The sequence below is a fragment of the Enterococcus malodoratus genome, from assembly GCF_027659535.1.
GTDB classification, from domain to species: Bacteria; Bacillota; Bacilli; order Lactobacillales; family Enterococcaceae; genus Enterococcus_A; species Enterococcus_A malodoratus.
Window position 1 is genome coordinate 86,024 of record NZ_JAQDPG010000009.1, and the last position, 19,747, is coordinate 105,770.

Here is a 19,747-nt window from a genome sequence, read left to right on the forward strand (position 1 = left end):
TAGCTTTTCTATTCGGCTTCTTCAATATCTTTTGTGATATCGTCTAGCTTTATTTCATTTTTTAAATAATCCGCATTTTCTGTTGGAAAATGTTGGCGAAACTCGGCTAGTTCCATTAAATCAATCTTTCCATCCGTTAACTCAAAATCTAGGACATGTCCGCCGAATTTACGATCGTCACTAATAAAATGCAAGTGGAATCCTGCTGCCGCTGCGCCTTGGAATAAGTTAGGCGTAAAGAATCCCACGATCGTACCTGCAATATCATCTGCTTCAAACTCAGGTTGATGCCGCGCAATTTCAACGAAGCGTGGATAAGGTTTTTCTTGCTTAGGCGCAACACGCACATGCATGTGTTTGAATGTGCCCTCTATTTTAACAGCCGCAAATAAATTGTGGCTGACTTTTTCTAAAATCGCCGCTTTCACTGTATCATCAGAACTATTAGCTAAAGAGAACTGTTCGTCTGATTCAAAGTTAGTTACTGCCGCATAGGGTGTCAACTCATCACCAGTTAATTGATTGATCTTTCCCGTTTCATCTGCATGATAAATCACACCATCTAAGAAAATGATCTCTCCGTTTGAGCCTTCTAAGGTGCCTAAACCAAAATCACCATACTTTGATAAGGTCCCGATTTTTTCAGTACCATCCATTAAATCCTGCATCAATCCGCCAAGTGTTCCGTGTTGGTAGATATAACTTTTTGTCTTCACTGTCATAAGTAGTCCCTCCTGATTCAGATTACAGTATCCATTCCTCTCAATGGAAGAATATATGTTCATTCTGCTAATAAGCAGTCCTCTTAATAAAATTGGTCCGGCAAAATCGTTTTGCCTAGTTCTTTGTTATCAGAGTAATCGATCGGAATATCGATGATCACAGGACCATCGGTAGCTAATCCTTCTTGGATTGCTGCTTCTAATTCTGTTTGTGATGTCGCACGTAGTCCTTTTGCTCCGAATGCTTCTGCATACTTTACAAAATCAACCGGACCGAAATGAACACCTGATGAACGATCATATTTCATTTCTTCTTGGAACTCCACCATATTATAGCTGCCGTCATTCCAAATCAGATGAATGATTTTTTGCTTCAAACGGACCGCTGTTTCAAGCTCTTGAGCAGAAAATAGGAATCCGCCATCTCCCGAAACAGAAAATATTTGTGTGTTCGGACGTACCAAAGCTGATGAGATTGCCCATGGTAATGCGACGCCCAATGTTTGCATTCCGTTGCTGAATAATAAATGACGAGGTTCATAACTGCGGAAATGACGAGCCATCCAAATATAGTGACTTCCGACGTCCACCGTTACCGTCATTTCATCTGTTACATTTTTTTGTAAAGTATCGATCACTTCTAATGGATGCACGCGACCTTCAACCGTTTCACTCTTCAACTTACCGTTCATTAATTTTTCTTGCAAAGTTGAAAGATAATGATCGGCATCAGCAGATAATTGATACGTATCGATTGAGCCACTCAATTTTTCGATCGTTTTCGCAATGCTGCCAATCAATTCTGCTTCTGGCTGCATGTATTGGTCAATTTCCATTGGCACTTCATCTATGACCACAATACGCGCATCTTTTTCTGCATTCCAGTTTCGTGCTTCATATTCAATTGGATCGTAACCGACTGCTAATACCAGATCACTGCGTTTCAACAGCATGTCACCAGGCTGATTACGGAACAGCCCGACACGGCCGAAGAAATGATCTTCTAAGTCGCGGGAAATAATTCCAGCACCTTGGAAGGTTTCGACCACTGGCAATCCAGTTTTTTCAACTAATTTTCGGATCGCGGCGGTTTCTTTTTTACCAGATGCGCGCATTCCAACTAATAGTGTCGGTAATTTTGCTTCATGGATTCGTTTCACTAAATCCGAAATATCTTCCTCTGATGCTGTTCCTAAAATCGGTGCAGACAAAGGCTTGATAGCTTCTCCTTTGACCTCACCATCCGTTACATCTTGAGGAATCGACAAGAAGCTGGCACCTTTTTTTGCAGTCTTAGCGATGCGATATGCGTTCGCTATATTTTCTGATAATGTTTCTGAATCTTGAATTTCTGAACTATATTTTGTAATAGGTGCAAACAGTGCTGCGTTATCCATACTTTGATGGGTTAATTTTGAAAGATCCGAACGTTTCACCTGTCCAGCCAGTGCTAAAACAGGATCACCTTCCGCTGTAGCAGTAACTAAACCTGTTGCTAAATTACTTGCTCCAGGACCGCTAGTCGCGATGACAACACCTGGTTCTCCGGTCAGACGTCCAATCGCCTGTGCCATAAATGCTGCATTTTGTTCATGACGGGCTAAGATTAATTGTGGTCCATGATCTTCCAATGTATCAAAGACTCCATCGATTTTGGCGCCGGGAATCCCAAAGATAAATGGGACGTTATGATTTTCTAAACTAGTAACAATAATTTCTGAACCTTTCTTGCTCACTGTATTACATCTCCTTAAAATCTGTATCATTTACATTTGATAATATAGCACCAATACATTTATTTATCAACAATGAAACACCATGATTAATTGTTTTATCAAAATTCAAAAAAAGAAGCCTCATTTCTGAGACTTCCCTTTTTACTCTGGAAAATTGAATTCTGCTCCCCAATCGAAACTACCTGAACTCTCAAAACTTTGCGGCCAATGCGCGCACCAATCTGGCCCCTTAAAGGTTTCTAATACATCTGAACTTGCTGTATACGGTTTAATATCCAGAATCGGACTATCATCTTCGGCATCAAGATATTCCAGATAGACTTTATTTCCTTGTATCTTAATAATTTTTGCGGCTGATAAAGCAATGGGATTGGGTCTGACAGGACCTCTTGTTGCAAATGTCCCTAATTCTTCTGGACCGTTCGTGTATGGCTTGCTGACTGTAGTTCCTCTAAGCTCAGGAATGTCCAGATGATGAAACCAATACAAGACATAAAGATGACTAAAATCTTCTAAACCAATTAATCCGTCCTGATATTCGGGAAGAACTTCTAAATAAGTCCCTTCCTTTGATTGCTTCACTTTACCGATTTCTTTAATTTCCATCATAATTCCCCCAATTTTTTTATTGAGTCGCGACCTCTAATTAGAAGATAAATCCTCACGCTACGTGAGAGTCAAGGGAATTAATGGAATTTGCAGTTCAGTCAAATATTCTTCTGGGTTGTCCGTATGCTCCGGCCCCACATGACAAAATTGTCGGGTAGCTTTTACCATTTCAAACTCAGGGTGTTCATCCAACCATTTGGCAAATGACTGATAAGCCTCCGGAAGCTGATGATAATTCCCTTCTACATACATAATTGCCGCCTGTTCAAGTTCAGGCAGCTGGCTCCTCTGCAAAGGCTCTTCAACTTTTTTATCTGAGATAATTGCGACCTCTACATCTACGCCCTCTTCCAAATACTCCTTATCATGGAAAATCGTTAAATTTTGATCGGCTTCTTGCGGAAATGCAATCTGCTGTTTTTCTAATAATTCCATGAAGTCTTTCCAGAGCAGCCCTTCATGATAGAAGCTCTTTATTTTTTTGCGCAAGCTGATCACTGAAAATGCCGGGATTTTTTTGATCGTCACTTGATATTTGTCCTGATGCTGCATTCGCTGAATCATTTGATGAATTTGTTGCTGACGATATTTATCCCGCTGGATTTCTTTTTCAATTTCGCGATCTTTTTTCAATAATGCCGCAGTAAAAATTTTCGGATCTTCTTGAACTAAGCTCTTTATTTCTTTTAACGAAAACTTCAACTCCCGCAACAGAACTATCTGGGCCAAAACCTCTAATTGTTTCACTGAGTAGTACCGATAGCCAGATTCCTCATCAACCAATTGAGGATGAAGCAAGTCGATCTCATCATAATGGCGCAACGTACGAATCGACACCTGTCCAAGTTGGGAAAACTCACCAATTTTCGGCAATAAAAACACCTCCATTGCCTATTATACCGATACTTTTGATTGTTATCAGCAAAAATTTATGAGATAATAAATACGAACGTTTGTTCTTTGGTTTAGTAGTTTTTTCCTTTGTGAAAAAATTAAGAGAGAACTGTACTTATTACTTGCGCTAAAAATATATTTTAGTACGAATAAGGAGATGTGCCATGCATTATAAAGAATATAAGACGATTTTGTCAGCAAAAAATGGATTGAATCTTTTCCGCGGTTGCACACACGGCTGCATTTATTGTGATAGCCGCAGTGATTGCTATTAGATCAATCATACTTTCGAAGATATCGAGGTAAAGGCAAATGCCTTGGAGATTTTCGAGCAGGAACTGCAAAGACGGCGAAGACCTTGTATGATCGGCACGGGTGCAATGACCGACCCTTATATTCAGGCGGAACCACGGCTAAAAATTACACAAGGTGCGTTAGAGCTGATCGAAAAATATGAATTTGGAGTGGCGATTCAGACAAAATCCGCGCGAATCTTACGTGATTTAGAATTACTGAAGTCGATCAATCAAAAGACCAAGGCCGTTGTTGAAATGACACTGACAACTTACGATGAAGACTTATGCAAAATCTTAGAACCCTACGTCTCTACTACTAAGGAACGTTTCGACACATTAATGAAATTTAAAGATGCTGGAGTGCCAACTGTGGTTTGGTTATCTCCTATCTTGCCATTCATCAATGACAGCGAAGAAAACTTACGAGGTATTTTAGATTATTGTATCCAAGCTGGTGTTAAGGGAATTCTTTGTTTCGGCTTTGGCGTGACAATGCGGGCCGGTAATCGTGAACATTACTATCAGCAGCTCGATAAACATTTTCCTGGCCTGAAGAAAAAATACCAGTATAGCTTTGGCGATAATTATGTCTGCAACAGTCCCTATAACGACGAATTAATGTCAATTTTTGTCGAGACCTGTCAAAAACATGGTATCCTTTGGAGGACGGAAGAAGTATTTCGCTATATGCATGAGTTTGAAGATAAACGTGAACAACTCTCCCTGTTTTAAAAAATAAAATAAAACGCTTGCTATGAAACTCGTTTCATAAACTATACTTCCCTTGTAGAGAAAAAAGGAGGAATATTTTATGAATACTTATGTGAAAGTTCAGCAAGCCGATACACAAGAACATTTTCAAGTTTCCCTGCATTTTTCTGATGATCAATTGAGACTCGTGAGAAGCCGTGGGTTTAGACGCCCAATTATCCAAAAGCTTCAACTGTCTGAAATAAAAAATCTATTCATTAATGATCTATTGGGTTGCCCCGTCGTCAGCTTCTTTTATCAAGATCGTCGTTATACTTTTTATCAGTTTGGTCCCGCCGTCATTGAATATTTAAAAGAGCATTTAGTCGCTTAAGAATTTTAGAAGAGGTGTTTCTCATGGCAAATATCCGCGACATCGCAAAAATCACTGGTTACTCCGTTTCAACGATTTCTCGCGTCATCAACAATCATCCATATGTCGATGATGAAAAACGCGCGAAGGTTTTGGAGGTAATGGCTGAGTTAAACTATGTTCCCAATCGTTCTGCTCAAAATTTGAGCTATGGTAAGACGAAAAATATCGGAGTAATCATTCCGTTTGTTAACCATGCTTATTATGATCAAATGTTAAGCGGAATCATGAACGCTGCTTTTGATCATGGCTATCGAATCAGTCTCTTGCCGACGAATTATGATCAGAAATTGGAAAAAAGTTACTTAGCAGAATTTGCGACTCGCTCATTTGATGGATTGATCGTTACGACCAAATCAAATCCTGTGGAGACCTTTCTTGATTATCAAAAATACGGACCCATAGTTTTTGGCGAGGAAATTCCAGACGCGGATGTTAGCTGTGTCTATATTAATTTGAAGCAATCTTTAAGAGAAGCCTTTGCCTATTTAAAGAAAAAGGGTGTTAAAAACCTGGGAATGACTCTAGGCAGAAGTAAGAATATTAGCCACAACTCAAAAGTCACGCTTAAGATCGTGAGAGAGTTTTTTCCCGATTTTGATGAAGAGAACATTATTTGGGATTGTTTTACTTATTCTAATGATGGACTACCCGCTGCGAACTTTTTCAAAAAAAGACATGTTGATGGAATACTTACGATTGGTGATGAGATCGCAGCGGCTATTTTGCAGCTGTATAGCGACATTGATCGTCCACTGGTCATTGGACGAGAGAATTTATTGATTAGCCAAGTGATGCAGTTTCCTACAATTGATCATCACTTAGCGGAGTGTGGAAGGCGTGCCTTTGAAGTTCTTATTGAAAATAGAAAAACGAAGATTTGTATTCCGCATAATTTTATTATTAGATAATCCCACAACCAGCTGAGCTATTTTTTCAGCTGGTTTTTGTATGAACATTTTTAACCCAAATTTTTGGTTTTTCGTAAACTTTTTGTATGGAAAGGAAACTGTACATCGGATTAATAAGCGCTTATACTTAGAGTATGGAAAGTTAGCTTTCCTCATGTACGATACGACCATTCGAAATATATCAAACAAAATACTACCATTCAAAAAAATCATTCGATTTTTCGGATACTTCGGCCTACAAATTTACTCACTCTCTCACCACTCGCATCGAGCATATTCTCATTTATGAGGAGGAAAAAACATGAAAAAATCAACACTTTATACAGGCCTAGTTTATGTTTTGATTGGCGTTATCAGTTTATTGATTGCGATAACTACAAAGTTTCGGCTCGAGGGATTACTATGGGGCATCGCTGGAGCAGGAATCTGTCCGGGCTTTGTGATGATTCGGAACTATTTCTATTGGATAAAACCTGAGCATAAAAATGATTATGATAACCGTTTAAAGAATGAGGAAATCGATTTAAAGGATGAACGAAAGATTATGCTGCGTGATAAAAGCGGACGAATGGCCTATATAGCTATGTTGGGCTTACAGTGTGGATTAGTGCTCTGCTTTTCAATTTTAAGTATCCTTGGTTATTTCAATCCTTTCTCTAAATACGCATGTGTCGGTTTAGGTCTATTAGTTATCATTCAATATATTTTAGGAGTAGTTGTCTATCGCCGTTTAAGTAAAAATATGTGAATAGTAGGATTGTATGACCAATCACCGAATAATAAAACCGCCTGTTGAAGTGAATCTCCAACAGGCGGTTTTTATAGACGAACAATTTTATCACTGACCTTTTTAACAAAATAATCATCATGTTCAATCAAAATCATCGTGGGCCTAAATTGAAGCAAAAGCTCCAAAATTTGTTTTTGATTGAACACATCTAGATAATTCAATGGTTCATCCCAAATGTAAAGATTTGCCCTTTGTGACAATGATTTTGCTAGTTCAACTTTTTTTCGCTGCCCCATACTCATGTCTTGGATTCGATTGGCAAACACGCGCCGTTCCATTCCCAGTTTTCTCAGATTATTTAAGAAGTGCGAATACTCCAATCCCTCTTTTTCAGCAAAGTCTTCTAAGGTTCCTTGGTTATTCTCATAATTTTGACGAACACGGCTGATTTTAAGCCCGCTAGCTCGTTGAATACTCCCTTCTACCTTACCTGAGAATTCACCCAATAAAGCTTGCAGCAAAGATGTTTTTCCACTGCCGTTTTTACCAATGATCGTCAAACACTCACCACGCAATAACTCAAAATTCTTGCCTTTAAATAAACATTTATCTGAGTAAAAGAGCCCCAGCTCTTCAACTTGCAAGATTCGGCGATGATAGCTTTCTTCATAGTTAATTCTTAATGCATCCGCAGACTCAATATTTTTTAACAATTTTTCCTTTTCGCTGATTTGCCCCTCCACGCGTTGAACAATTGCTTTAGAGCGTTTCATCATACGAGCTGCATCCGCACCAATCGCTCCTGGACTAACTCGGCGATATTCGGTATCAATGAATCCTTTCGATTTATTCGTCTTATCTTTTTCTCGGGAAGCGGACCACTCCGCTTTTTCTTGTGCTGTTTTTTGCAGTCGCTGAATCTCTTTTTTTAGTTTACTGTTCTGAGCTTGTTCGAAAGCATCCCGTTGTGCCTTCTGTTCTTCATAGGTTGAAAAATTTCCTTGATAAAGGATCAATTGATTTTTTTCAATCGCTAAGATATGATCGACTGTTTGATCCAAAAACGTTCGATCATGACTGACCACTATATATCCTTGCTTTTTTTTCTTGAGGTATTCAGCCACTTGCTGCCGACCTTTCATATCTAAGTGATTGGTCGGCTCATCAATCAGTGGAAAGGAATGCTCATCAAGAAATAATAGTGCTAAAAGAACTTTGGTTTGTTCCCCGCCCGATAACGTATGAAAAGGTCGCCAGAGTATATCCAGATCACAATTCAACAAGGTTAATTCCCGTTCCATTTTCCAAATTTCCAGCTCTTCTGTTTCAGATAATGCATAATAGGTTAATTCGCTTGGATCATAAATTTTTTTGGGAAAATAGCTCATCTCTAGCTGATGATTGATTTGACCTTGATAGGGCAGTTCGCCTCGCAATAACTTCAATAATGTTGTTTTACCGCGACCATTCCTCCCAACTAAACCAAGCTTCCAATCACTAGCGATATTTAATTGAGCGTTATCGAAAAGCATTGTTCCTAATTGATCGTAGCCAAAAGTTAGATGATCGATTTTTATATTTGTCATAATAAACACCTCGCTTTGACTTCAAATGAAGCCAAAAAAGACCCAGTTATCTCCGAAAAACTGGGTCACAGAGCTATTTTTAGACAATAAGACTGTACATAAAATAAGCCTTTTTGCATAAAAAAGAATCCCAATGATCATCCACCAATTTTTCGAAAATCTGCACACTGCTCCCTTAGTCTCCAGAGGCACAGTCTTAATGCAGCTTTCCTACTTCACTGATAGATAATACATAAGGGATCCCTCACTTTCTTTCTTCTAGTTTTACGATATCATGAAAACGCTCTATCGTCAAAAGTCGTTAAATTTATTTTGTTACTATTCAAAGCATCCTTGCATATTGTCTTTCAGACAAAAAAGCAGGAATGTTTGGTCATTCCTGCTTACTCTATCCCTTATTTCTCGATCGGCAACCAAATCTCCAAACGGGCTTTGCCCTCCAGCGACACATAGGTTTCCAATTCTGGTCCGTCGACTTTTTGATAATCTGTTTGCGGCAGCCAGGTGTTGAAGATTTGCTGCTGTAATTGATAATATGCGTTAGACACGTTTTCTGTCTTGCGATAATCATAGGGTTCACTAACAAAAACAGCGTAGGTTTGTTTCGGAATCTCTAATGTTAAATAATCTGTTGAGACGTTTGGATTTAAAACAAATCCGGTAAAGTAATTAAGCTGTTCAGAGTCAGGTATTACAGGATTCGCAATAGCAAAATAAGGTTCGCGCTTTAATCCAAAAAAGTTTTTTTTGGTAGCGTCACTTTCGGCAAATGCTCGTAATTGTTGATCTACAAAAAAACTTTCCCAATGTTTTCCCGTATTTTTGAACAGATCGTCCTCCAATTGAAACGCAGCCATCTTTCCTACAACTGTGAAACTTGGCAATTGTTCAATGTGATAGTTCAATGTCTTTCCGCCATTAATTTGTATATCTAACCGAATTGGCGGGAAAAAATTAATCGCGGCATGAATCTCTTTTGCTTGACTAGGAGCAATTCCGTGAAATTTAGAAAATGCTCTGTTAAAGGCCGAGCGATTCGCATACCCGCACAGGGCAGATACTTCATCAATTGAATTTCCCTTTCGCAATAGTTCAACAGCCTCTGAAAGACGACGATTACGGACATAATTTGAAAAAGAAAAACCTGTTAAATAAGTGAAAAAGCGATGAAATGTATACTCTGAAAGCAAAGCTTGCTTTGCTAATTGTTCCAATGATATATCTTCAAATAAGTGGGTTTCAATATGAGCCAAAGTGGCCGAGAAACGCTCTAAATCTTTTGACATTCCACTCCTCCTATAGACTTTCTTTATTAAGAATAGCATATTGGAGAGGAGTTACGCTGCCTTTATCCTCTTTTTCTTACGGGTACCCAAATCTCGATATCATCACCTTGTCCATAGACCTCTAAATCCGGTCCGCCTGAAATCATGTCACCTGTTGCGTACCCATCATTCAACAATTCGTACTCTTCTGACTCCGGTGCCCACTTGGTTACGATAGCGAATTGAGTCTTACCCGATGTTTCTCTCGTACACGGAAAAACCGCCCAAGTATTCGCTGGAACCTCTACTTCAATTAAACCTTCCGGCGTATCATTTGTCGTTGCCACAGCAATATAATAGTCAAATTTTTTCGCATCTGCTTTGTCAGTATTATAAAAACTGGCACCAATCAAACCAAATGGTTCATGATTGATCATTGGCAGCAGATCATTTTGTTTATTTGAAGATAAGATCTCATTCCAAAATGCGGGGCAATCTTTCATCCCTTGACGATTTTCATTCGTGGATTCCTTTTTGAACCCTACCAATTTAAAATTTTCTAATTCAACAATTCGATGTTCCATAATTTATTCCTCCTTTATTTTTACTAACTATAGCAAACTCGCTTCAATATCCTTTTACCCTTTTCAAAGCAAAAAAAGAGAAGAAAAAAACACAACTATCAGAACTGCCGATAATTGTGTTTGTTAATAAATTTATAGTTCTCTTCCTGCTGCTTCAAACCCATCCTGCTGTTCTCCATCAAACTGATAAAGTTTCTTCAGTAATCCCCATAGCTGCTCCAGCTCATCAATCGAAAAAGCTTGAAAAGAGGTTTGTAAGAACTCCCAGCCTTGCTCATTCGCTTCTTCGAAAACTTTTTTTCCACTTTCAGTAATGACAATGTTTACTGATCGCGCATCCGTTTTACTTTTTTCTGATTTTAAATAGCCCTTTTTCTTCAAGTTGTTGATTATTTGAGCGGTACTTTGTTTTGTTGCACCCAATTTCGAAGCAATCGCATTTAAGGTAACTTCGCCTTCTGGAATATGAACGATCGCAATCAATGCCATCACCTGTCTTGACGTTAGTTCCTTCATCGTCTCATCGCCTATAGCCTGAAGTTTATTCGTTACCGAAAATAAAGTGGCATAAGCTTGAGAAATCAAGAACAATCGATTTTTACTGTCCATACTCTCACTCCCCGTATTCTATGTTATGGATGGTTTTATCATACCATATTGAGTTTGCGTTGCAGAAAATTCAATCATCCTTTCGGGGCGGTCATAGTTTTTTCTCTAGCTTTCCTTTTTAAAAGTAATTGGTTGCCATAAAAAATGTACAACAAATGATCAACAATATCGTCGAACTCACCAAATTGTTATAGCTTGGCGGATAGACATCTGTGAATGAATTGAAGCCCGCATGCAGCAATATACATAAAGCAATGCTTCCATATTTATTCCAAAGAAAACTCAACAGGAAGGCGAAGCTAAAAACCATCACCATATATCCACCAAAACGAATAGTATCTTGTCCAGAACCTTTTACCAGCCACAAGGGCAAATGCCAAAAAGTCCAAATAAACGCTACGAGACAAGTAGCAATAAAACTAGAGAATTTTCTCTGTAACTGAGGGAGCAAATAGCCTCGCCAACCGGCTTCTTCCAACCCGCCACCGAAAAAGATCATTACCGGTAATTGGAACAACGCTGTATAAATCGGCGCCTGCTGTTGCGTCGCTCCAACTAAAACAGGGAAAAAACACACGCCCCAAGCCAAACCAATCATACTCACATAAGCAAAAATCGGCTGCTTCAAATTGAAAATATTCTTAATATATCTACGAAAATCCACGTTGTTCAAACTCCGCTTGTTAACGACACAAGCGCCTATCAAAGGACCCGCCGCTCCGGGTAAAGCAATTGGGGAGAATAATTGGACATTCGTGAACTGCGTCAAAAATGCCACTACCAACCAGCAGATCCATGAAACTGAAAAGGTAATTGTCAAATAACTAACTATTCCGTTCCTTCTATCCATATTATTTTATCTCCTTCGAAATGAATCTATTGGTTTTCTACTTGATCCTTGATCTCCTTGACCGCATTGTAAAAGGCTTCATTCTCTTCATAGTTGGGGCTATGTGCAGAATTTTCAAAAGTATAAAAATTCTTATTTGGCGCTTTTACTTTATTGAAGTATTCTTTGGCTAACTGATAGGAAACTTGATAATCATATTTCCCATGCAGTCCGTATACTGGGATCTTCAGTTCTGGTACTGACTCTAACAAATTATCATTTGAAAAATCTTCGTTATCTAATTGCTCATTAGATAACGGCATGCCTTTGAACGCGTTTATTTTCTCACTGAACGTATACCCTTTGAAAAATAGCAATTGTTTGATCATTGTCGCTAAGGACGGCCCTTCATGTCGAATCCCGACACCATATTTTTCCAAAAGTAAATTATATGCTGGAGCTTCAGGATCAAACGTTGCTAGTTTTTTTAATGATTTCTGATCATCAATTTTTTTAGCGTGATTCCGCAGATATTCATAAGCCAGCTTTTGTCCGCGTTTTTGATGAACAGGTTGACCAATTCCCAAATAAGCTTTGTATAGTTCGGGACTATTTTGAACTGTCTTAATCCCCAAATAGGCTCCCCATGAATGCCCCATTAAATAAATCTTGTCCTGATTAAATCGCTGCCGCAAATAATTCGTTACCTCGATCGTATCTTCGACTAATTGACTCTTAGTCATAGTTTTGGGACTTAATTCTTTCGTATTAGACATCCCCGTTCCCCGCTGCTCCCAATAACAAACGACAAATTCTTTTTCCAATCGATCCTGCGTTTCCCATGCTTCCGACATCGCAAACTCAGGACTTCCCGGCCCGCCATGTAAAAAAAGCAGCACCGGTTTAGTTCGATCCTCACCGCGAATAAACATTCCTTGTTCCATCCCACCAATCTCAACAAATTTCTTTTCACTAATACTTCCTTTTATCGTATTCCCTTGTTGATTTTTCAGACTCGTTAATTTCCCAGGGCTATTGAAGAACACCAATAAAAAGACCGCCGCCACTACTAAAACCAGCAAACCCAAAACAGCCAACACAATTTTTTTCACCATCATCTTTACTCCTCACTTTAATTAGTCATTATAATTACTATTTTAGAATAGCATGACTTCCATTGGAATAAATCAGACTTAAGTCGGAACAATGCTACTCTCTAAAAAAAGTTTTAAAATTACACTTGATTATGATTTTTAATGCATTTACTCTAAGTATAGAAGGCGCCTTCGGAAATGGAGGAAAACGATGAATGACGAAAAATTTGCGACAATTCAACAAAAAATCGAACTAGATTACGAGAATATCACAGGGGTCATTGTGCAAAAAAGGGATCAGCTGCTCTACGAAAAATATTTTAATGAGTGTAACGAAGCGAGTAAAATTCATGTCTATTCCATAACTAAAAGCATTCTTTCACTACTATTTGGAATCGCACAGAAACAAGGAATGATTAATGAGCTAGATCGGCCGATCCTAGATTATTTCCCTGAATATCGACCGAAAGATTCGAATATCGGGACGATTACTCTGGAGAATTTACTGGCAATGACGACCCCTTACAAGTACAAAAATGGGCCGCTCACTTATATCAAATACTTTATGAGTAAAGATTGGACCAAGTTCACTTTAAAACAACTTGGCGGCAAACATCCTATCGGTCAGTTCAATTACACCCCTTTGATCGGACCGGATCTCTTATCTGCGATCCTTGCCCGTTCAACTAAAAAAAGTGTCTTGGAATTTGCTCGTGAAGAATTGTTTGAACCACTTGGCATCAACGTCGAAAAAGCGATCCAATTGAAATCTGCCAAGGAACAAATGGCATTTAATCAATCGACCACCTCAAATGGTTGGGTAGAGGATAATACGGGGCTGAATGCAGGCGGATGGGGGCTGACTCTTTCGACCCGCGATCTGACAAGACTTGGTCAACTGATCCTTAATCAAGGAAACTGGAAGAATCAACAAATTATTCCGGAAAACTGGCTGCAAAGTATGCAGAGTAAACACAGTCATTGGGCGCAAGAACAGCTCGATTATGGCTATTTGTGGTGGGTTGTTGATCCTTCAAAACCTATTATTGCCGCAATGGGCGATGGTGGAAATATTCTTTATATCGATCACGAAAAGGAACTTGTAGTTGCGATTACCGCCCTCTTTAAAGAAAATGTCTATGATCGAATCGACTTTATTCAGCAAGAAATTTTGCCGTTACTATAAACAAAAAAATCAAGCAGTTTATCGGCTGCTTGATTTTTCTTTTATTGGCTCATTTGTAATAGCTTCTTTACCGTGTTTGAATTACGAATCGTTACTTGATTATTGACGGACGAGCTGGCAATTTTCGCCCAGCGAGCTTTATTGAATGTTTTTCGTGGTGCCGACCAAAAAATTACCTCGTCATGAGAGGCGATTTGCTCATATTCCGGTTTTATTTCCCCAACTGTTGCAAACACTTCTGCTGCGGTCATTGGAGGGATCATAAAAATTGCATAGTGAATTGTTTCTTTTTCATGACCCCACCACTCTGGCGCATGCGTCAACGTTTCAGCCAATTCATCGACAGCGACGATCGTCACAGGAATAGTCAAATCAAATCCATCGATTATCAAGGCTTCGCATAGTTTGATCAATTCAATTTTCTCCAAGTTATCACTAGAAAAAATGACATTCCCGCTATTGATATACGTGGAAACCTCTGAAAAACCTTTTTTCTCAAAGGCCTCTTTTAGCAACGGCATCGCAATTTTATTTCTGCCGCTGATATTGATTCCTCTCAGAAATGCGATATATTTCCTCAAACCTCTTACCTCACTAACCCGCCAATAATTTTTTCAAAACATTTTTATTAAGCATATGCACCGTCAGAAATTTCCCTTGATGATAAACGGCCCAATTATTAAAGATTCCTGGAAGATTCTTGGCCTTTTCCAGACTATCCACCGGAACCAACGTCAACGGAATGTTTTCTTCCTCACAATATTCCTGTACCTCTTTTAATCCATTAGGAATAAACGGACACTGCTGTCCATAGAAAATCGTCAACTCTTGATTATCAATTGTCTGCTTCCGCGCGTTCTCAGAAAAAGCAGGAACTGTTCCATCAAAAGATAACGCCATAAGTTCAAAACCACCTGCGATTTCATCAACTACCTCAAAGCCGTTTTTTTCAACGAATTTCTTATCGGTCAAGAATGGTGTTTTCTTTTTTGAACTGATAACACAAACGCCGGACTTATTTTGCCGCTTTGCATCCTCGATACAATAATTCAGTAACTTTTTCCCGTGACCTTGACCTTTATGACTGCCAGAGACCCACATACAATAAATATACAAATAATTCTCACCAACAACAGGCACCCAAGCATTTTCCAATGGCGCATATTCAATAAAAACTTTCCCATTTGCATCCAACTTGCGAAAAACATGTCCTTCTGGCAAGCGCTCACTGATCCATGCTCTTTTCGTATCTACACCGATCTGATGCTTTTTGCCTGAAATCGCGCAGCATAGATGTTCAGTTGCCACATTTTCGGCTGTTACATTCACATATTCGACCATCAAACTCCTCCTTTTATCTATTACTTCAAGTATAGCATTCGAACATCCGCAAACTCTTTCATTTTTTTAATTTATCTCAAATAGAAACAGAGGACTTAAAAAAGTCCTCTGCTAAAAATGGTTCACTAAACTATTTCTGCATGGCTAACTCCTCTGCAATCAAGCCACCTAAAATTTTCATCCCGGCTTCAATTCGTGCTTCATCCATACACGAAAAATTCAATCGCAGTGTATTGAGTTTAGGATTCTCCGCGTAAAAGGATTCCCCGCTGACGAAAGCAACCTTTCGTTTCAAACTCATCTCCAATAATTCTGTCGTGTTAATCTCCTTTGGCAATTCTAACCAAATAAATAAACCGCCCTCGGGATAGGTGTATTGTGTATTTTTAGGAAAATATGTTTCAATTGCTGAAATTGCCGCATCCCGTCGGAATCGATAGGTTTTGACTAATTTGGCAATATGATCGTCTATACTGTTGGTTTGAAGAAATTGAAAGATCTGCATTTGAGCAAATGTGTTGGATTGAAGGTCCGTGCTTTGCTTAATCAAAACCAGCTTTTCAATCACTGCTGCATCGGCAGAAATCCAACCAATTCGAAGACCTGGGCATAAAACCTTCGAAAAACTGCCGGTTCTGATCACATTTTCGGCCTTGGGAAAGCTAAACATTGGCGGAGTAAACTCGCCGGAATATCTCAGCTCCTCATAAGGAGCATCTTCAATGATCGCTACATCATAACGGTTGGCTATTTCCAAAACTTGCTGCTTTCGTTCTAACGACCAAGTTTTCCCTGATGGATTCTGAAAAGTTGGAATCACATAGATTAATTTCACATCAGCTGTGGTTGCTAAAAGACGTTCCAAATCACTGACAATCATTCCTTCTTGATCCGTTTGAACTTCTAAAATTTTTCCTTCAAATGTTTTGAAGACATTTAACGCGGATAAATAGGTGGGGCTTTCACACAAAATGACATCTGATTTATTGATAAGCAGTTTTCCGACTAAATCCAAGGCTTGTTGAGAACCGTGAGTAATCAAAATGTTTTCGGCTGTTAATTGCGTTCCGATTTGATTATTTTCGCGTTGGGCAATCCATTCTCTAAGGGGAAACACTCCTTCGGTCGTCGAATATTGTAATGCTTGTTCTCCTTGATTCTTCAAAACAGCCATGCTGGCAGCGGCCATCTCTTCGATTGGAAAAAGTTCGGCTGCTGGCAATCCGCCGGCAAAGGAAATAATTTCTGGGCGATTTGTGACTTTCAATAATTCACGAATCTCTGAAGCAGTTAAGTTTTCCATTCGATCGGCATATCTCATATTTAATCTTCCTTTAAGTTTTTTCTCATTTTATCGTAATTTTCAAAAGTTGTATAGTCTCGCGAAAAATACTGCAAAAAAGACAGAAGCTCCATAAACCGCCTCTGCCTTTCTTACTTCTTCAAGAAAACTTATAAGTACATACTGTCTCCAGATTGATTTCCTAACCCTGGATGCTTATCGAACCGTACAACGCCAACAACGGCCTTATCGCCAACCGCTTCAACGATTTTAGCCGTACCGACATGACCAAAACCACCGCAAAGTTCGATTGCTTGCACACCGTCCTCAACTAACTCTCGTGAAACTGCGACTGCTTCGGCATAATCTACCACTCCTACCGTGGTCAACTCAACCGCCGGTGTAGTTACTACTGAACGATCCTTTTTACCATCCGCACCTTCTGCTACAAAAATGAATGCTGCTTTTAACATATGAAGCCTCCTTTTATTTTTAGCCCGTAATTGCCAGGTTAATATTTTTTTACATTGAAATCACAAATTTCTTTGTATACTTTTCATCGTCAAGCAATTCAATTGTAAAATCATGTTTATCGATGATCGTCTTAACGATCGCCAGTCCTAAACCGCTGCCTTGAAAATTTCGTTCTGTTTCGTTCTCGCTAACAAAAGGTTCAAAAAGCTGTTCGCGATCCTTCTGAGGAATCATCGTACCATTATCAGCAAAAATAATTTTCACAGTCGAGTCTTCCTCTACAATCGAAATCGCTAATTCAGTTTTTATCGGATTGTGTTTGCAGGCATTAATCAGCAAATTATTGAACACGCGCCGAAACTCGGTTTTGTCTAATGTACGAATAAGCGGTTCATCTGGTAAATCCAAAAGCAGTTCCAGTTCCTGATCCTCAATCAAATCATAATTATCTGCTACAGCTTCCTTCAGTAAATAGTTAACGGCACAGGCTTGCTTATTGAGGCTAAATTCCGCTGAGTTTAGTTTGGTATATTGAAACATCAAGTCCAATAGATCATTGGCCGATACTGATTTTCGATAAATAATCCCTGAAACCTCTTTGATTTCAGTTGGCTCAACGACTTCTTCATTCAATGCCTTGGAAAACCCTGTAATACTTGTTAGCGGAGTTTTCAAATCATGGGCGATATTGGCAAATAACGTACTCTGCTCTTTGGCAAGACGTTGGCTTTCTTTGCCGATTTTTTTATTCAAACTGCGATAAAATAAGAAAGAAAATCCCACCACTGCAAGAATTTGAAAGACTCCACTGAGAATCTGAAGCGGTATCTGATAGTTAATACCTAAAACTAATTCTTCCAATTGATTGAAAAACTCCTCAATCAAGCCGCCAACAATAGAAAGGCCTAGAAAATACAGGATGAATGATCTTAAAATTGCGTTTCTAAGTTGTTTCATGATGAGACCTCCAAACGATACCCCAATCCTCTGATGGTCTTGATTCGTTCAGCCCCTATTTTTTCCCGCAGCTTGCTCATCATGACACGGACATTGTTGTCACCAATTAAAGAATCTTGCCAGCCGTATTCATAAATCTGTTCCTTAGTAAACACTCGTCCAGGCTGCTCCATCATTAATTTAAGAACACGAAACTCAACTGCCGTTAATTCAATCGCTTGTTCTTTAACATAAGCGATACAAGCGTTCGTATCTAGTGCCAGATTTCCGACGTTCAATCGTGCAATTTGAGCTTCCTTGGAAACACCTAAAGCATGATATCTTCGCAATAAAGCATTCACTCGTGCGATCGCTTCGTGAGGATCAAAAGGTTTCGTCAAATAATCATCCGCTCCAATCTCCAAACCAAAAATTCGATCTGAGGCTTCGACTCGTGCGGAAATTACTAGGATAGGCAAATTGCTGTTTTTTCTCACTGTCCGAATTAATTCAAAACCATCGATTTCCGGCATCATGATATCGACTATCAACAGATCGATCTTTTTTTCCGTCATGATCGCTAGTGCTTCACGTCCGTTGGCAGCTTCGTAATGGTTGATCTGCTCATTTCTTAAATACATCTTCAACAGTTTGATGATTTCCTTTTCATCGTCTACATGTAAAATATTGTACGTCATCAGCCATCCTGCCCCTTTATAAAATCGTCATTCCCTACTAATAATTTTACCATAGTTGACTAACAGCAGACGTGCCCCTTTTCTAAGTTTCAACGGCTAAGACTTTTTCATTGATCTTTTCGATTCGAGTTTCTAAATTCTGACCTGAATACTTTCCTAAAAAAAGATTTTCTTCAATTTGTCCATCTTCCATGAAGAAGACTTGTTCACTTTGAGCCGCAACCTTTGCATCATGGGTAACGATAACAATCGTTGTCCCTTCTTCATTTATCTTCAATAAAATGTCCATGATTTCTTGAGCGGCCTTGGAATTCAAAGCGCCTGTAGGTTCATCGCCAAAAATAATACTCGGTTGGCTCATCAACGCCCTGCAAATCCCCGCCCGTTGCAACTGTCCGCCAGAGACTTGGGTAATCTTGCGATCTTTCAATTCTTTAATTCCGACACTTTCCATCAAGTTTTTAGCGTGCTTGGTTAATTTATCCGTCATCTTTTTATCACTCAAGCTCGGCAAAATGATATTGTCGATCAGCGAAAGATTTTTTAACAAGGTTGGTTGCTGGAAAACAAAGCCCATTTGTTCACGGCGAATATCTGCCAATTGTTTTTCTGTCATTTGAACCAGCGGCTGTTGATTAAACACGACCGTTCCCGAATCGATTCTGTCCATTCCGCTGATCGCATAAAGCAACGTCGATTTGCCTGAACCAGAGGGACCCATGATCGAGACAAATTGTCCTTTCTGTACTTGAATGCTGACTTGATTTAACACTGATACCTTTTCTGTTCCTTCACCAAAGCTTTTGACAATATCTGTTCCATTAATTAGTGTATTCATTCTC

The 19,747-nt window shown here is 39.1% G+C and carries 22 protein-coding genes; 5 read left to right on the forward strand and 17 right to left on the reverse strand.

The genetic code is table 11. The annotated features are described in order from the left end of the window. Positions 1-8 precede the first annotated feature (8 nt). The 4 genes from budA to PGP85_RS14950 form a co-directional block, all read right to left on the reverse strand. Positions 9-722: an acetolactate decarboxylase gene (gene budA, locus PGP85_RS14935; RefSeq protein WP_090404826.1), complete on the reverse strand. Its 714-nt coding sequence runs from the start codon at positions 720-722 to the stop codon at positions 9-11. 83 nt (positions 723-805) lie between these two features. Beyond that, positions 806-2,458 (reverse strand): acetolactate synthase AlsS, encoded by a 1,653-nt coding sequence (alsS, locus tag PGP85_RS14940; protein WP_270328296.1) that lies wholly within the window; start codon positions 2,456-2,458, stop codon positions 806-808. 141 nt (positions 2,459-2,599) lie between these two features. After that, positions 2,600-3,064, reverse strand: a complete 465-nt coding sequence (gene tsaA, locus PGP85_RS14945) for a tRNA (N6-threonylcarbamoyladenosine(37)-N6)-methyltransferase TrmO (protein ID WP_010740163.1) — start codon at positions 3,062-3,064, stop codon at positions 2,600-2,602. A 60-nt stretch (positions 3,065-3,124) separates the two neighbouring features. Beyond that, positions 3,125-3,949: a MerR family transcriptional regulator gene (locus PGP85_RS14950; protein ID WP_270328377.1), complete on the reverse strand. Its 825-nt coding sequence runs from the start codon at positions 3,947-3,949 to the stop codon at positions 3,125-3,127. 329 nt (positions 3,950-4,278) lie between these two features. Between PGP85_RS14950 and PGP85_RS14955 the strand changes: the two genes are divergently transcribed. The 4 genes from PGP85_RS14955 (at position 4,279) to PGP85_RS14970 (ending at position 7,039) form a co-directional block, all read left to right on the forward strand. Then, positions 4,279-4,989 carry a radical SAM protein gene (locus PGP85_RS14955; RefSeq protein WP_270328297.1) on the forward strand — a complete coding sequence of 237 codons (711 nt, stop codon included), beginning with the start codon at positions 4,279-4,281 and terminating at the stop codon, positions 4,987-4,989. A 79-nt stretch (positions 4,990-5,068) separates the two neighbouring features. Continuing rightward, positions 5,069-5,341 (forward strand): hypothetical protein, encoded by a 273-nt coding sequence (locus PGP85_RS14960; RefSeq protein ID WP_010740166.1) that lies wholly within the window; start codon positions 5,069-5,071, stop codon positions 5,339-5,341. 23 nt (positions 5,342-5,364) lie between these two features. Continuing rightward, positions 5,365-6,291, forward strand: a complete 927-nt coding sequence (locus PGP85_RS14965) for a LacI family DNA-binding transcriptional regulator (RefSeq protein ID WP_270328298.1) — start codon at positions 5,365-5,367, stop codon at positions 6,289-6,291. A 301-nt stretch (positions 6,292-6,592) separates the two neighbouring features. Then, complete coding sequence (locus PGP85_RS14970; RefSeq protein ID WP_270328299.1) at positions 6,593-7,039, forward strand: hypothetical protein; 447 nt, start codon at positions 6,593-6,595, stop codon at positions 7,037-7,039. Positions 7,040-7,110: 71 nt separating this feature from the next. Here the strand turns inward: PGP85_RS14970 and abc-f are convergent, their stop codons facing one another. The 6 genes from abc-f to PGP85_RS15000 form a co-directional block, all read right to left on the reverse strand. After that, positions 7,111-8,607: a ribosomal protection-like ABC-F family protein gene (gene abc-f / locus PGP85_RS14975; protein ID WP_270328300.1), complete on the reverse strand. Its 1,497-nt coding sequence runs from the start codon at positions 8,605-8,607 to the stop codon at positions 7,111-7,113. Between the two features lie 395 nt (positions 8,608-9,002). Continuing rightward, positions 9,003-9,893: an AraC family transcriptional regulator gene (locus PGP85_RS14980; protein WP_270328301.1), complete on the reverse strand. Its 891-nt coding sequence runs from the start codon at positions 9,891-9,893 to the stop codon at positions 9,003-9,005. 62 nt (positions 9,894-9,955) lie between these two features. Next, positions 9,956-10,456, reverse strand: coding sequence for a GyrI-like domain-containing protein (locus PGP85_RS14985; protein ID WP_270328302.1), 501 nt, complete (start codon positions 10,454-10,456; stop codon positions 9,956-9,958). 132 nt (positions 10,457-10,588) lie between these two features. After that, entirely contained in the window at positions 10,589-11,065 is a 477-nt protein-coding gene (locus PGP85_RS14990) for a MarR family winged helix-turn-helix transcriptional regulator (RefSeq protein ID WP_270328303.1), read from the reverse strand. 118 nt (positions 11,066-11,183) lie between these two features. Next, the gene (locus PGP85_RS14995; protein ID WP_270328304.1) at positions 11,184-11,915 is read right to left on the reverse strand and encodes a CPBP family intramembrane glutamic endopeptidase; all 732 of its coding nucleotides are present in this window, start codon (positions 11,913-11,915) and stop codon (positions 11,184-11,186) included. Positions 11,916-11,941: 26 nt separating this feature from the next. Then, the gene (locus PGP85_RS15000; RefSeq protein WP_270328305.1) at positions 11,942-13,009 is read right to left on the reverse strand and encodes an alpha/beta fold hydrolase; all 1,068 of its coding nucleotides are present in this window, start codon (positions 13,007-13,009) and stop codon (positions 11,942-11,944) included. 190 nt (positions 13,010-13,199) lie between these two features. Between PGP85_RS15000 and PGP85_RS15005 the strand changes: the two genes are divergently transcribed. Next, a complete protein-coding gene (locus PGP85_RS15005; protein ID WP_270328306.1) occupies positions 13,200-14,174 on the forward strand; it encodes a serine hydrolase domain-containing protein in 975 nt (324 codons plus the stop codon). 41 nt (positions 14,175-14,215) lie between these two features. Here PGP85_RS15005 and PGP85_RS15010 read toward each other — a convergent pair whose 3' ends face one another. The 7 genes from PGP85_RS15010 to PGP85_RS15040 all read right to left on the reverse strand — a co-directional run bounded on the left by PGP85_RS15010 (position 14,216) and on the right by PGP85_RS15040 (position 19,743). Then, positions 14,216-14,755 carry a DUF1697 domain-containing protein gene (locus PGP85_RS15010; protein ID WP_270328307.1) on the reverse strand — a complete coding sequence of 180 codons (540 nt, stop codon included), beginning with the start codon at positions 14,753-14,755 and terminating at the stop codon, positions 14,216-14,218. A 13-nt stretch (positions 14,756-14,768) separates the two neighbouring features. Further along, positions 14,769-15,515: an N-acetyltransferase gene (locus PGP85_RS15015; RefSeq protein ID WP_270328308.1), complete on the reverse strand. Its 747-nt coding sequence runs from the start codon at positions 15,513-15,515 to the stop codon at positions 14,769-14,771. Positions 15,516-15,645: 130 nt separating this feature from the next. Beyond that, on the reverse strand, positions 15,646-16,836 hold the full coding sequence (locus PGP85_RS15020; RefSeq protein ID WP_270328309.1) for an aminotransferase-like domain-containing protein: 1,191 nt from the start codon (positions 16,834-16,836) through the stop codon (positions 15,646-15,648). Positions 16,837-16,967: 131 nt separating this feature from the next. After that, the gene (locus PGP85_RS15025) at positions 16,968-17,270 is read right to left on the reverse strand and encodes a DUF6506 family protein (protein WP_090404872.1); all 303 of its coding nucleotides are present in this window, start codon (positions 17,268-17,270) and stop codon (positions 16,968-16,970) included. A 49-nt stretch (positions 17,271-17,319) separates the two neighbouring features. After that, the gene (locus tag PGP85_RS15030; protein WP_270328310.1) at positions 17,320-18,228 is read right to left on the reverse strand and encodes a sensor histidine kinase; all 909 of its coding nucleotides are present in this window, start codon (positions 18,226-18,228) and stop codon (positions 17,320-17,322) included. After that, positions 18,225-18,905 (reverse strand): response regulator transcription factor, encoded by a 681-nt coding sequence (locus PGP85_RS15035; RefSeq protein WP_270328311.1) that lies wholly within the window; start codon positions 18,903-18,905, stop codon positions 18,225-18,227. The genes PGP85_RS15030 and PGP85_RS15035 overlap by 4 nt, the downstream gene beginning before the upstream one ends. A gap of 82 nt (positions 18,906-18,987) precedes the next feature. Continuing rightward, entirely contained in the window at positions 18,988-19,743 is a 756-nt protein-coding gene (locus PGP85_RS15040) for an ABC transporter ATP-binding protein (RefSeq protein ID WP_270328312.1), read from the reverse strand. Positions 19,744-19,747: the final 4 nt, after the last annotated feature.

What these genes read in the sequence shown, in the direction of transcription:
- budA (WP_090404826.1), bottom strand. Translation starts at nt 722, where the DNA reads ATGACAGTGAAGACAAAAAGTTATATCTACCAACACGGAACACTTGGC.
- tsaA (WP_010740163.1), bottom strand. Translation starts at nt 3,064, where the DNA reads ATGGAAATTAAAGAAATCGGTAAAGTGAAGCAATCAAAGGAAGGGACT.
- PGP85_RS14960 (WP_010740166.1), top strand. Translation starts at nt 5,069, where the DNA reads ATGAATACTTATGTGAAAGTTCAGCAAGCCGATACACAAGAACATTTT.
- PGP85_RS14965 (WP_270328298.1), top strand. Translation starts at nt 5,365, where the DNA reads ATGGCAAATATCCGCGACATCGCAAAAATCACTGGTTACTCCGTTTCA.
- PGP85_RS14970 (WP_270328299.1), top strand. Translation starts at nt 6,593, where the DNA reads ATGAAAAAATCAACACTTTATACAGGCCTAGTTTATGTTTTGATTGGC.
- abc-f (WP_270328300.1), bottom strand. Translation starts at nt 8,607, where the DNA reads ATGACAAATATAAAAATCGATCATCTAACTTTTGGCTACGATCAATTA.
- PGP85_RS14980 (WP_270328301.1), bottom strand. Translation starts at nt 9,893, where the DNA reads ATGTCAAAAGATTTAGAGCGTTTCTCGGCCACTTTGGCTCATATTGAA.
- PGP85_RS14985 (WP_270328302.1), bottom strand. Translation starts at nt 10,456, where the DNA reads ATGGAACATCGAATTGTTGAATTAGAAAATTTTAAATTGGTAGGGTTC.
- PGP85_RS14990 (WP_270328303.1), bottom strand. Translation starts at nt 11,065, where the DNA reads ATGGACAGTAAAAATCGATTGTTCTTGATTTCTCAAGCTTATGCCACT.
- PGP85_RS14995 (WP_270328304.1), bottom strand. Translation starts at nt 11,915, where the DNA reads ATGGATAGAAGGAACGGAATAGTTAGTTATTTGACAATTACCTTTTCA.
- PGP85_RS15000 (WP_270328305.1), bottom strand. Translation starts at nt 13,009, where the DNA reads ATGGTGAAAAAAATTGTGTTGGCTGTTTTGGGTTTGCTGGTTTTAGTA.
- PGP85_RS15005 (WP_270328306.1), top strand. Translation starts at nt 13,200, where the DNA reads ATGAATGACGAAAAATTTGCGACAATTCAACAAAAAATCGAACTAGAT.
- PGP85_RS15015 (WP_270328308.1), bottom strand. Translation starts at nt 15,515, where the DNA reads ATGGTCGAATATGTGAATGTAACAGCCGAAAATGTGGCAACTGAACAT.
- PGP85_RS15020 (WP_270328309.1), bottom strand. Translation starts at nt 16,836, where the DNA reads ATGAGATATGCCGATCGAATGGAAAACTTAACTGCTTCAGAGATTCGT.
- PGP85_RS15025 (WP_090404872.1), bottom strand. Translation starts at nt 17,270, where the DNA reads ATGTTAAAAGCAGCATTCATTTTTGTAGCAGAAGGTGCGGATGGTAAA.
- PGP85_RS15030 (WP_270328310.1), bottom strand. Translation starts at nt 18,228, where the DNA reads ATGAAACAACTTAGAAACGCAATTTTAAGATCATTCATCCTGTATTTT.
- PGP85_RS15035 (WP_270328311.1), bottom strand. Translation starts at nt 18,905, where the DNA reads ATGACGTACAATATTTTACATGTAGACGATGAAAAGGAAATCATCAAA.
- PGP85_RS15040 (WP_270328312.1), bottom strand. Translation starts at nt 19,743, where the DNA reads ATGAATACACTAATTAATGGAACAGATATTGTCAAAAGCTTTGGTGAA.